A 12,580-nucleotide genomic window follows, 5' to 3' on the forward strand; every position below is an offset into this window, starting at 1 on the left:
GGCTTTACTTGCCTCCGATGGAGGTGAGCCCGCCCATATAGGGCTGCAACGCTTCGGGAATCAGCACGGAGCCGTCTTCTTGCTGGTAGTTTTCAAGCACCGCAATCAGGCAGCGACCCACGGCCGTTCCGGAGCCATTGAGCGTGTGAACGTAGCGTGGCGCCTGCTTTTCGCCCGATGGCCGATAGCGGGCTTCCATACGGCGCGCCTGAAAATCACCGCAGACAGAAACAGACGAAATCTCGCGATAGGTATCCTGCCCAGGCAGCCAGACCTCGATGTCATAGGTCTTTTGCGCGCCGAAGCCTACGTCACCGGTGCAAAGGGTCATAACCCGGTAGTGGAGACCAAGTCGTTGCAGCACCGTCTCGGCGCAGGCGAGCATGCGCTCGTGTTCTTCGATCGAGGCTTCGGGCGTCGTCACCGACACCATCTCCACCTTATCGAACTGATGTTGGCGAAGCATACCGCGCGTATCGCGGCCAGCAGAGCCAGCCTCGGACCGGAAACAAGGCGTCAGCGCAGAGAAGCGCAGCGGCAATTCTTCTTCCGAAAGGATCGATTCGCGGACCATGTTGGTCAGCGACACTTCCGCCGTTGGAATTAGAGCAAGACGGCTGTCGCCATGCGGCGTGAAAAACAGGTCTTCTTCGAACTTCGGCAATTGGTTGGTGCCGAACAGGGCTTCGTCGCGCACGAGCAGCGGCGGCTGCACTTCGAGATAGCCGTGCTCCGTGGTGTGAAGATCGAGCATGAATTGTCCGATGGCACGTTCCAGACGCGCGACTTGCCCCTTCAAGATGACGAAACGGCTGCCGGATAGTTTGGCTGCGGTTTCGAAATCCATGTCCTTCGTGGCGACGCCGATTTCGTAATGCTCCTTGGGAGCGAACGAGAAGCTTGGCTTGGCAGGACGAACACGAGCAGCCGTTTCGGCCGAGCCGTTAGGACCAAAGTACTCGACGTTGTCGCTCTCGTCTTCACCGGTCGGCACTTCGTCGAGCATCATGTTTGGAATGACGGCCATGGCCGAGCGCAGTTCGGCTTCAACCGCGCGCTCTTCTGCTTCACCCGTCGGGATGAACTCCTTGAGGCGCGCGACTTCGGCCATCAGCTCCTGAGCTTTGGCCTCATCCTTTTGGGCCTTGGCCTGGCCGATCTGTTTGGACAGCGTATTGCGCTTTTCCTGTGCTTCGTTGAGGCGACCGATGATCTCGCGCCGACGGTCGTCGATCGCAAGAAGATCGGAAGAGCGCACGGAAACATTCTTGCGCCGGGAAACGGCAGCGTCGAAAGTTTCGGCGTTGGCTCTAATCCACTTGATATCGAACATCGGTCACCACGGGCCCAGCCCGCCTCTGGTTGCTGCAGGCCTGGATCAATCCGTCCCGGGCGTGCCTGCCAGTGCCGCGGGACAGAACGTGCTGCACCGCGGGATAACGCGATGCGCTTATTCGGTAGATGAGCTGGAAAGCTCGGCTTCCTGTGCCGCCAGGGCCGCTTCACGACGCTTCTGGACCATGCGAACGGACAGGATTGCCAGTTCGTAAAGCCCGTACATCGGCAGGGCAAGCCCGATCTGGGAAATCGGATCCGGCGGCGTAATCAGCGCTGCAACGATCAAGATGCCGACGATGGCGTAACGCCGCCCCTTCTTAAGCATGTCGACATTGACGAGATCGATCTGCGCCAGCAGCGTCAAGACGACGGGAAGCTGGAAGCACACACCGAATGCCAGAATCAGCGTCATGGCGAAGCCGAGATATTCGGAGACGCGCGGCACCAGCGTGATTTCTTCGGTCTGCATGCTGGCAAAGAAATGCAGCGCCATGGGCAGAACGGTGAAGTAGACCATCGCAGCGCCCAAGATGAAGAACACGGGCGTCGCGATCAGATAAGGCACCAGCGCTTTGCGCTCATGCTTATAGAGCCCGGGCGCCACAAACATATAAATTTGCGAGGCCATGAACGGGAAGCCGAGGAAGATCGCGCCGAAAAAGGCGAGGTTCACTTCGGTGAAGAAGAGTTCCTGCGGCGCCGTATAGATCAGCTCGATCTTGTGCGTGGGGTCGTTGGCATAAACCCCTCGATAGGGCCCGAGCAGAATGTCGAAGATATTCTTCGAGACCAGAAAACACCCGACCATCAAAACGACGATGGCAATCGCGCAGTTGATCAGACGCTTTCGCAGCTCGATCAGATGCTCAAGAAGCGGCGCTTCGCTGCCGGTGAGCTCGTCTTCTATCTCTGGCTTGTTCTGATTTTTGAGCTGCGGCTGCTTCACGTCGGCCATTTAACTACTTCGTTTCTTCCGGAGTTTCCGGCTTCTTCCGGGGAGCGCGCGGCTTTTTAACCGGGGCGATCGGCTCAGCTTCCGCAACGGTCACGGCAGCTTTCACGCGAGGCTTGCGCGGCTTCTTAGGCACTTCGACAGGCGCGAGCTCTGCACCCACCGCAGGGGGCGTATTGGCGAGCACTTCGACTTCCGAAGTTTTCGCTGCGACGGCCTTCTTGGGAGCAGGCTTCTTCGCGGGGGCCGCCCGCACTGTGTTTGGCTTGGGAGCAACGACCGTTTCAATAGGTGCTAGATCGCTCGTAACCACCGGTGCCGTTGGCACAGGAGACAGCGGCTGGGGCTGGCTTACTTGAGCGGCCTTTACCGGACCAGTCGACGTTTCGCCCGGCTTGAAACCATAGTCTGCGGCGAGTTCATCATTCGACTTCGCTTCAACCGGCATGCCGGCTGCGGCACGAAGCTCATCGACGACGCTTTCGACTTTGGGATCGGCCGGCTTGATTATGCCGCTCGGCTTTTGGCCGGTCGGCGTCATCGTGTTGAAATCGCGCCGAATTTCTTCGGCGGTTTTCTTCAGCGGCGAAGTGATCGAGTTACGCAGATTGCGCACCTCATCGAGCCCGGTGGTCCGATTGATTTCACGCTGGAACTCGTTGCCCATGCGGCGGATCTGCCCCATGAATTTTCCGAGGCGACCCATAACGACGGGCAAATCTTTTGGACCGATGACGATCAGCGCAACGACGCCGATCACAAGCATCTCTGTCCAGCCTAGACCGAGCATAGAATAGTCTCCGGGCGCGACGCAGGGTCGCTAGTCGGGCCGAGAAGGATCAGACGTCCTTGCGCTCGGCTTCGCGGGCGTTCAGGTCGGCAGTGGTGGTGACCCGGTCAACCGGCTTGTCATCGTCATCCTTCATGCCCTTCTGGAAGGCTTTGATGCCGGATGCGACTTCGCCCATCATGCCGGAGATCTTCCCGCGGCCGAACAAAAGAACCACGACGACGGCGACGACGAGGATGCCCCAAATGGAAGGCGCGTGCATGTTGATCTCCCTAGACTTCTAGAACGCGTAACACGCGATACATAGCGCCAGAAATAGGTTCAATCGCGGGCAAACACAAGAACGTGTTGGTTTTTGCACCTCACGAAAGCGCCAGTACTATTCTGTATCCACACCGGCATCATCCGGATCAAGCGGATCCTCGTCTTCACGCAAGTCGCCATCGAATGGCAAAGGGATCTGCAACGAGGCAGGAAGTCGCGATGACAGGAGCCCTGCCCCCTTGAGTTCGTCGAGCCCGGGAAGATCGGTCAGGCTTTCAAGGCTGAAATGGTCGAGAAACTCGTGGGTCGTGCCATAGGTTACAGGGCGCCCCGGTGTGCGGCGCCGCCCGCGCATCCGCACCCAGCCCGCTTCCATCAACAAATCCAGCGTCCCCTTGCCGACCGCCACCCCGCGCACTTCCTCGATTTCAGAGCGCGTCGTCGGCTGGTGATAGGCAATGATCGCTAATGTCTCGAGTGCAGCGCGGGAAAGCGGACGGGTCTCTTCTTCCTGGCGACGCAAGAGGAAGCCGAGGTCCTCGGCAGTGCGAAACGCCCATCTGTCGCCGCGCCGCACGAGGTTGATGCCTCGGGGAGCATATTGGTTTCGCAAGTCCTCGATCAGAGAAGGCAGGTCTGCACCCTCACCGACATAGGGCAGAATTTCGGAGAGCGAGAGCGGTTCAGGCGAAGAGAACAGAACTGCCTCGACAATTCTAAGCTGCCGCTGCCGAACGCTCATCGGCAGTCCATCATCGTGCATCACTGCTGCACCTGCCGCCTGCGCATGAGGATCGGGCCGAAAGTCTCATGCTGCCGGATCTCGATTTGGCCCTGGCGAACGAGTTCGAGACTTGATGCAAACGTGGACGCCCGAATGGTTGTGCGGTCTTTTGGAATGGCGAGATATTCCGCTAGATAGTGGTCCATGGCGATCCATTCGGCGCTGTCGCCGATCAACCGCTGCAGAATGTCTCGCGCATCCTGAAGCGACCAGACGGTTCTGATGATGGGCTTATATTCGGTGATGGATCCCCGTTCGCGCTGCGCCGAATAGGCTTTGAGAAGCTCGTAGTAGCTGGCCTCCCATTTTGCTTTGCGCGTCACGACCAGCGGTTCCCCAGCGCCTCGCGCAAAAACTTCGCGCCCGAGACGCGCTCGCCCGAGGAGGCGACTTGCCGCGAGGCGCATTGCCTCAAGGCGCTTGAGCCTGAATTGCAGCATGGCCGCCAGCATTTCGCCGGAGGGCTCGTCATCGTCCGGCGCCTGCGGCACCATGAGCCGGCTTTTGAGATAAGCGAGCCACGCGGCCATGACGAGGTAATCGGCAGCCACTTCCAGCCGCCCTTCCCGCGCGGTCTCGATGAAGTCGAGATATTGCTCTGCGAGCGACAGGATCGAGATCGAGGCGAGATCAACCTTCTGCCGCCGCGCCAAGTCGAGCAGCAGATCGAGCGGGCCCTCGTAGCCTCGCACATCGACATGCAGAACCTCGGCGTCTGCCGGCTCGGTTTCGAGCCAGTGGGCCTCTAGTTCACTCATGGCGATATCTGCCGCGCGACGATCATGCTCAATCCATGTCCCCGAGCCCGCAGGGCGTCAAGACAGCACGACCGACGGAATCAGAAGCTGAACTGGCCTTCCACAGGCACGTGATCGCTCGGCTTGTCCCAGCCGCGCACGTCCTTGTGGACCGTGACGCCATCGAGCCGATCCGTCGCCTGCGGCGAAAGCATCAGGTGGTCGATGCGGATGCCAGCATTGCGGCGCCAGGCGCCCGCCTGGAAATCCCAGAACGTGAAGGTCTGCTCGGCAGTCATCGCCCGCAACGCGTCCGTCATGCCCATGTTCTTCAACACGCGGAATCGTTCGAGACTTTCCGGCCGGTAGAGCGCATCGCCCCACCAGGCCTGTGGGTCATGCGCGTCGATCGGCGCCGGAATCAGGTTGAAATCCCCCATCAGCACGAACGGCTCTTCGAGCGTCAGGCGATCAGCGACATAGGCATTGAGCCGATCCATCCACCGCAGTTTGTAAGGAAACTTCTCGGTATCGACCGAATTCCCGTTGGGGAGATAGATGTTGCAGACCCGCACGACGCCGCCTTCGACCGAGAAGACTGCCTCGATCAAGCGCGATTGTTCATCCGCGTCGTCTCCGGGCAGACCGCGCGTCACCTCGTCGAACGGCAGTTTCGAGAGCAACGCCACCCCGTTCCAGCTCTTCTGGCCATGGGTCACGACATTGTAGCCCAGGGCCTCGATTTCGGCCGAGGGAAAGCCCTCGTCGACTGTCTTGATTTCCTGCAGACCGACGATGTCGGGCTGTTCCTCATCGAGCCACTTCAGCAGCAGCTCAAGGCGGGCTTTGATGCCGTTGATATTCCAGGTGGCCATACGCATCAGGGCAGTCTTTCCGCTCGGGTCTCAGGCGTGGATAGCTTGGCGCAGCCGCAGCGGATACTCAAGCTCGCCGCCATAGAAAGCCGTATTGGTTAGCGACACCGAACATATTTTGCGGCTCGGCTCTATCAACCAAACATGGCCGTAGATACCGCCCCAATTGTTGGTGCCCGCTGTCCAAGGCAAATTGGCGCGCGCCGGATCGACGGTATAGCTGCCAAAGAAGCTGAATGCTTGGCCAGGGTCACGCTCGTAACCCATCTGATCTTGCAGCGCCGCCCGGGTCGTCTCGGCCTCTAGAATGGGCGCACCACCCTGCGTCACGGCCATCAGGAAGCGTATATAATCCGGCGCGGTCGTCGCCATGCCGCCACCGCCAGACTGAAATGCCTGCGCGTTGAAAATCCGCTTGGGCGAAAAAGTCGTGACAGCATTCCATGGGTTCTTGGCAGCGTGCGGATCGCTCATCCGCACCGGCTCGGTCTCGCCATCGGCATAGGGCACGGCCAGGCGCTCGCCGCTATCAAGATGGAACGCGGTATCCTTCATGCCAAGCGGCCCGGTCACATAATGCGCTACTGCGGTAGCCAAATCGGTCCCGTGAACCGCCGCAGCGACCCCGCCGAGAACGTCGATCGCCATTGAGTAAAGCCAGGATGTACCCGGCGCGTAATTCAGCGGTTGCTCCGCGATCAGGCGCAGCACGCCATCAAGGCTTGTCGTCGTGTCCGTCAGGCCGGGACTGATCCGCGGGTCCTTGGAATAGTCGTAAGTGAGACCGGCGGTGTGCGTCAGCAAATGCTTGAGCGTGATAACAGGCCGTGTGCCGTCCGGCAGCGCCGGCGTGAAATAGGGAAGATAGTCCGAAACCGGGTCCGTAACCTTGAGCAGGCCTCGATCGGTCATGGCGAGAATTGTTGCGGCGACTAGCGGCTTGGTCAGCGAGGCCGCGCGGAAGATCGTGTCTTCGCGCATCGGCTCTGATTCTTCGCGGTCTGCAAGACCAGCGGCGCGAGAGTAAACGATCTCCCCATCGATCGCTGCCATAACTACGGTGCCAACCAGCTTCTTGCCGGTCACTGCTGCATCGATCACCCTATCGACTTCTGTCCTGTCCATTCCGCCCTACCCTCTTCCGTCTTCTTATGTTTCGGACGGATAAGGATAAACGAGGCTGCAGGGACGTCAAACGGCAAAGCTGGTTCCGCAGCCGCAAGATGCGACGGCATTGGGGTTTTTGATCTGGAATGACTGGCCAACCAGATCATCGACGAAGTCGATTTCCGAGCCGCCCATGAATTCAAGGCTCATGGAATCGATCAGCACGGTTGCGTCGCCCTTGCTCAGAACCAAATCGTCCTCGCCTGCTGTTTCCTGAACCAGATTATATTCGTACTGAAAGCCAGAACAGCCGCCGCCGGCGACGGAGACGCGCAAAACGGTTCCGGCGGGCTCCTTGGACAGAATTCGCGAAACGCGCTTGGCAGCGCGATCAGACAATGTCACGGAGGCAGTTTGGGCGGTGGCAACGGCAGTCATGGAAGTTTCCGATACGATCGTAATGTCATAACGCAACGCATAAGATAGGCGCAGCAAGCGTCGATGCAAAGAGCAGAACGAAAAGATGAGCGAAACGGCTCCCTATGCCAGCAAACCGGAAGATTCTCTCGGCCGCCTTTATGGCGCTGGGCCTAGCCCGACGCGCTCCGAATTCCAGCGCGATCGCGATCGCATCATCCACTCGACGGCCTTCCGGCGCTTGCAGCACAAGACCCAGGTCTTTCTCCATCACGAAGGCCGTCACTTTCGCAACCGGCTGACTCATACGCTCGAAGTCAGCCAAATCGCCCGCTCCATCGCCCGCGCCCTGCGGCTTAACGAGGACTTGGCGGAAGCGCTCGCGCTCAGCCACGACCTCGGCCATACCCCGTTCGGTCACGCGGGGGAACGTGCCCTGCATCGGGCCATGGCGCCCTATGGCGGATTCGACCACAACGTCCAGGCGCTCCGCGTCGTGACGCAGCTCGAAAATCGCTATGCCGAGCACGATGGTCTTAATCTCACTTGGGAAACGCTAGAGGGCATCCTCAAGCACAATGGGCCGATGGTGGATTCTGCCGGGCAACCGGTTGGTCGATATATCGCAGAGGGCTTGCCCGCTGGCATCAATGACATCCCCGCTATTACCGAACTTCGCCTGTCGAGCCATGCCTCGCTCGAAGCGCAGGTCGCGGCCATTTCGGATGATATCGCTTACAATGCCCATGACATTGACGACGCGTTGCGCGCTGGTCTCGTCAAACTGACTGATTTCGAAGACGCCCCGATGGCCGGTCCGATCGTTTTAGAGGTGGAAAGCCTCTATCCAAAGGTCGGCCCCAAGCGCCAGACGCACGAGGTTCAGCGCAGGATGATCACCCGCGCCATCGAAGACGTGATCCGCCAAAGTGCGCTCAACCTCGAGTCGGCAGGCGTGGAATCGGCCGAGGATGTGCGCATGGCCGGTAAAACTCTCGTTACGTTTTCTGAGGAGACTGCGGCCGCAGAGCGTGGACTGAAAGAGGTTCTCTTTAACCGCGTCTATCGCGACGAAGCCGTCATGCGCCCGGTTCGCGAGAGTGAAAGCGTGGTCGAGCGCCTGTTTGCGGCCTATATGGAAAGTGACGTCATGCCCGGCAGATGGGGTATCGCGTCAGCTTCGGCCAGTTCCACAACCGACCGCGCGCGGATCGTCGCCGACTTTATAGCCGGGATGACCGACCCCTATGCTCTTGACGAGTACCAGCGCTTGTTTGACGCTCGTCCGGAATTCCGCTAACCGCCACGCAGCATTTCCAGCGGGTTTGTCATGGATATTTTTGCACTCTTCACCACCCGGGTCACTGAGGCCCTGCTTGCCGATCATCCCGAGCTCGGGACCGATCTGCTGACGCGCGTTGTGGTGGAGCCCCCGCGAGACCCAGCCCATGGCGATCTTTCGACCAATGCCGCCATGGTTGTTGCCAAGCCGCTTGGGAAGAATCCACGCGAAGTGGCTGCTGCGCTTGTCGAGCGTTTCAAGTCTGATGCGGACGTAACCTCGGTAGAGGTCGCTGGTCCTGGCTTCATCAATTTCCGTCTCGCAACGCCGATCCTGCACAAGGTGCTAAAGTCGATCGGCGCTGAACGCGAAAACTATGGTCGCACCGATCTCGGCAAGGGCGAACGTGTAAATGTCGAGTATGTCTCGGCCAACCCGACGGGCCCCATGCATGTGGGCCACACGCGTGGCGCCGTCTTTGGCGACGCGCTGGCATCACTCATGGCCTATTCTGGCTACGACGTAACGCGCGAATATTACATCAACGACACCGGCGGCCAGACAATCATTCTCGGTCAATCCGCACTGCTGCGCTATCGCGAATGCCTGGGTGAAACCATCGAGATTCCATCCGGCTTCTATCCGGGCGATTATCTCATTCCAGTGGGCCAAGCGCTGGCTGCCGAGTATGGCAATAAGCTTCTCGAAAAGCCCGAGCAGGAAGCCGTTCTTATCGCGCGCGAGGCAGCGCTGGCCGCGATGATGGATTTGATCAAGGCCGATCTGGCCCAGCTCAACATCCATCACGACGTCTTCTTCTCTGAACGCACGCTTCACGGCCAGGGCGGCGATATCGACACCACGCTCGAATGGCTGCGCGAACAGGGAATGGTCTATCAGGGTCGGCTCGACCCGCCAAAGGGCAAGGCGCCGGAAGAGTGGGAAGATCGCGAGCAAACTCTGTTCCGGGCCAAGGACTATGGCGACGACACCGATCGCGCCCTGATCAAATCAGACGGCAGCTTCACCTACTTTGCCGCCGATATCGCCTATCACCGCAATAAATATCTTCGCGGCTTCAAGCACATGGTCAACGTGCTCGGTGCCGACCATTCGGGCTATGTGAAGCGTCTTTCGGCTGCGGTTAAGGCCGTATCCCATGGCGAAGCCGATATCGACGTGCGCATCTGCCAACTCGTCCGTCTCCTCAAGAACGGCGAGCCGTTCAAGATGTCGAAGCGCTCGGGCGACCTCGTCACCCTTGCAGACGTCGTCGATGAAGTCGGGGCCGATGCGACGCGCTTCATGCTGCTTTTCCGCCGCAACGACGCGTCGATGGATTTTGACTTTGCTCTGGTCAAAGAACAGACGCGCGACAATCCGGTCTTCTACGTGCAGTATGCGCATGCTCGCGCCTGCTCGATTTTCCGGAAGATCCAGAGCGAAATGCCTGATCTCAAGACCGACGCCGAAGCGCTCGCTTCTGCCGACGTCGACGTCCTGACCTCGGCGGCTGACCTCGAATTGATCCGTCTTCTCGCTGCATGGCCGAGAACCGTCGCCGCTGCCGCTGTTGCGCACGAGCCGCACCGGATTGCGTTCTATGTCCATGACCTTGCCGCGGCCTTCCATGGCTTCTGGGCCAAGGGCAATGATGACCCATCTTTGCGGTTTGTTAACTCAGCCGATCCAAAGCTGACATTGGCTCGACTCGCACTTGTGGATGCCGTACGCCAGGTTGTGCGCAATGGCCTAGGAATTCTAGGCGTCTCAGCCCCCGAAGAACTTTCATAATTCGGGCGCATTGGTGTGGAAACTCGCCGCAAATCCTCAACAGAAGGATTTGCAGCTATTAGGGACGCTGGCAAATGACGACAGCGAAGCCGAAACTCATGGCAGGACAGACAGATAGCGCGGACGACCTGATCGCTGAGCTGGCTCGGTTGATGGCCGAGGATGCACAGTCGGACAAGCCAGTTGCGCCTCCGGCCAAGCCCATTCGTATCCCTGGTGCCGAAGCTCCGGTCAAGCCAGCGCTTTCGGTTGAGACGCAGGCCGACAATCGCGGCATCCGCATTCCCGGCCCTAGTGCGACGACGCCTGAGCCACGGGCAATGCAGGAAGATCGCTCCCAGCGCCCGGTCGCTCCTGCGGGAACGCTTGAGCGCAAAGAGCCACCCGCTTTCTCTTTTGAGCCCCGCCAGGCAGAGCCCGTTCGCAATGAACCGGTCGTACCTGTGATGCCGCAGGCATCCGCCTTTGTTGAACCTGTCGTGACACGTCCGGAACCAGCCGAGGCCCATACGCCAGAGGCAGAGACCGATAGTGCGCCTGCTATCGCCGAGCCTATGCCGGCGCTCGATCAGGATAGCCTCGCCGATCTTATCGCTGCCGAGCTCTCCGTTCCGGAAGAGCCTGAAGCCATCGCCGAACCGACCTTTGAAGAGCCACTGGTCGAGCTCGACGTGACAGACGAAGTGCCGCGCGAGAATTTTCCGAGTGAAGTTGATTCCTTCGGCATTCCTCCCGTTTTCGGTCTTGGCTCCACGCCTGCCGGTAAAACCGAAGCGCATGTCGAGGCTGCCGAGCCGGTAGTGCCGGATGTGAAGCTGGCTCAGTTCGACCTCAGCCACGAAATGTTCGTGCCGCCACCCCATCACAAAGCACAACCGCTGCCCGATCCGCTCGAGGAAATCGAACGGCTGATTGGCCCTGCAGCGCGTGCCCACCAGCGGCCCGCTGCGCCGAGCCCTGCCCTGCGTAGCCTTGCAACGCCGACAATTCCGAAGGCCGAACCTGCCGCTGCCGCCGTTCCGGTGCAGCCGACCAAGGTGTCGTCTATCGAAGAAGCCATTCTTGCCGCCGCTGCAACCAGCGGTGCACGTGTGGAATGGGTTGAACCTGTTATTTCAGCGCGCCTCCCTGACGACGAAGATGCCGAGCCCATTACGAAGGCACCACGCCGCCGCATTCTGGGCATGACTCGGTCGCTGGCCGGTCCGTTGGTGGCAACGCTTCTGCTCGCAGTTGCGGCGGTTGGTCTCTACACCGTGCTCGGCTTGGGCACGAGCACGCCGGATGGTCCTGCGCCAATCGTGGCTGCGGATACGACGCCCATCAAGGAAGTGCCGGCACCGGCGACAGATACGGCAGATGCCAATCAGTCCGTGGTCTTCAATGAAATTTCCGGCGCCAATACCGCAGCCAGTGAGCAGATCGTTTCCCGCGATCAGTCTGATGTCGATGCCGTAACGCAAGTTGCAGCTGATGATGTCAACGCCGAAGGTCTCGTGAACCGAAAGGTGCGCACCGTTACCGTACGGCCGGACGGCACGATCGTCAGCGGTGGCGACAGCCTCGCCGGTTCAGCCATGTTGCCAGTCGATCGGCCGACGGTTCCTGATGTTCCTGGGGCAGATTTCTCGACGCCCGACATGATCGCAAACGCCGATGCTGCAGCAAGCACCCCGGCTGCGGCTCAAACGCCTGCCGTACCAGAAATACCGGCAGTGACGCCTGTGCAACCTGGTTCGACTGTTCAGGCCGTTGATCTCGCTGGCAACCCAATAGCTGGCAAGACCGCGCCGGTGCCTCTGGCGCGACCGAGCAACTTGCCGACGCAGAACGCTGCGTCCGCTGCTGCGCCTCTTGCGGCAACACCCGTTCAGCAGACGCAGACGGCAACCTTTCCGACCGTTGCGCCTGCGCAAACGCCGGCCCCGGCAACGGCCACAGCGTCAACGCCAGCGATCACCACGGCAACGGGCGCTGCGGCGCCAGCCTATGTTCAGTTGTCATCGCAGCGCAGCGAAGAAGCTGCACGCCAAAGCGCCCAAAACATCGCGTCCCGCTTTGGCGCGATGTTCAACGGTGCCAGCCTCGAGGTTCAGCGAGTTGATCTCGGCGAGCGCGGCATCTTCTATCGCGTGCGCGTGCCGGCAAATTCGTTGCAGAGTGCCAACGCGATCTGCTCGAACGTCAAAGCCAGCGGCGGCGACTGCTACACTCTCTAAGAGAGTTTAGCGCCGCCGCTC

At 60.0% G+C, this 12,580-nt stretch carries 12 protein-coding genes; 3 read left to right on the forward strand and 9 right to left on the reverse strand.

Features of this window, described 5'->3' with window-relative positions:
* Positions 1–4 precede the first annotated feature (4 nt).
* The 9 genes from serS to DevBK_RS05530 all read right to left on the reverse strand — a co-directional run bounded on the left by serS (position 5) and on the right by DevBK_RS05530 (position 7,285).
* A complete protein-coding gene (gene serS, locus DevBK_RS05490) occupies positions 5–1,333 on the reverse strand; it encodes a serine--tRNA ligase (protein ID WP_317184732.1) in 1,329 nt (442 codons plus the stop codon).
* A 117-nt stretch (positions 1,334–1,450) separates the two neighbouring features.
* Positions 1,451–2,293, reverse strand: coding sequence for a twin-arginine translocase subunit TatC (gene tatC / locus DevBK_RS05495; RefSeq protein WP_317184733.1), 843 nt, complete (start codon positions 2,291–2,293; stop codon positions 1,451–1,453).
* Positions 2,294–2,297: 4 nt separating this feature from the next.
* On the reverse strand, positions 2,298–3,080 hold the full coding sequence (gene tatB, locus DevBK_RS05500; protein ID WP_317184734.1) for a Sec-independent protein translocase protein TatB: 783 nt from the start codon (positions 3,078–3,080) through the stop codon (positions 2,298–2,300).
* Positions 3,081–3,129: 49 nt separating this feature from the next.
* The gene (locus DevBK_RS05505; protein WP_061907428.1) at positions 3,130–3,342 is read right to left on the reverse strand and encodes a twin-arginine translocase TatA/TatE family subunit; all 213 of its coding nucleotides are present in this window, start codon (positions 3,340–3,342) and stop codon (positions 3,130–3,132) included.
* A 117-nt stretch (positions 3,343–3,459) separates the two neighbouring features.
* On the reverse strand, positions 3,460–4,107 hold the full coding sequence (scpB, locus tag DevBK_RS05510; protein ID WP_317184735.1) for an SMC-Scp complex subunit ScpB: 648 nt from the start codon (positions 4,105–4,107) through the stop codon (positions 3,460–3,462).
* A complete protein-coding gene (locus DevBK_RS05515; protein ID WP_317184736.1) occupies positions 4,107–4,886 on the reverse strand; it encodes a ScpA family protein in 780 nt (259 codons plus the stop codon). The genes scpB and DevBK_RS05515 overlap by 1 nt, the downstream gene beginning before the upstream one ends.
* An 80-nt stretch (positions 4,887–4,966) precedes the next feature.
* Positions 4,967–5,746, reverse strand: coding sequence for an exodeoxyribonuclease III (gene xth, locus DevBK_RS05520; RefSeq protein WP_317184737.1), 780 nt, complete (start codon positions 5,744–5,746; stop codon positions 4,967–4,969).
* Positions 5,747–5,770: 24 nt separating this feature from the next.
* On the reverse strand, positions 5,771–6,865 hold the full coding sequence (locus tag DevBK_RS05525; protein WP_317184738.1) for a serine hydrolase domain-containing protein: 1,095 nt from the start codon (positions 6,863–6,865) through the stop codon (positions 5,771–5,773).
* A gap of 66 nt (positions 6,866–6,931) precedes the next feature.
* Positions 6,932–7,285, reverse strand: a complete 354-nt coding sequence (locus tag DevBK_RS05530) for an iron-sulfur cluster assembly accessory protein (protein WP_317184739.1) — start codon at positions 7,283–7,285, stop codon at positions 6,932–6,934.
* A gap of 85 nt (positions 7,286–7,370) precedes the next feature.
* Here DevBK_RS05530 and DevBK_RS05535 point away from each other — a divergent pair, with 85 nt between their 5' ends.
* The 3 genes from DevBK_RS05535 to DevBK_RS05545 all read left to right on the forward strand — a co-directional run bounded on the left by DevBK_RS05535 (position 7,371) and on the right by DevBK_RS05545 (position 12,559).
* A complete protein-coding gene (locus tag DevBK_RS05535; RefSeq protein WP_317184740.1) occupies positions 7,371–8,564 on the forward strand; it encodes a deoxyguanosinetriphosphate triphosphohydrolase in 1,194 nt (397 codons plus the stop codon).
* 30 nt (positions 8,565–8,594) lie between these two features.
* On the forward strand, positions 8,595–10,340 hold the full coding sequence (gene argS / locus DevBK_RS05540; protein WP_317184741.1) for an arginine--tRNA ligase: 1,746 nt from the start codon (positions 8,595–8,597) through the stop codon (positions 10,338–10,340).
* A 74-nt stretch (positions 10,341–10,414) separates the two neighbouring features.
* The gene (locus DevBK_RS05545) at positions 10,415–12,559 is read left to right on the forward strand and encodes an SPOR domain-containing protein (RefSeq protein ID WP_317184742.1); all 2,145 of its coding nucleotides are present in this window, start codon (positions 10,415–10,417) and stop codon (positions 12,557–12,559) included.
* The last annotated feature ends 21 nt before the right edge of the window (positions 12,560–12,580 follow it).

The sequence above is a fragment of the Devosia sp. BK genome, assembly GCF_032907385.1.
Classification (GTDB): domain Bacteria; phylum Pseudomonadota; class Alphaproteobacteria; order Rhizobiales; family Devosiaceae; genus Devosia.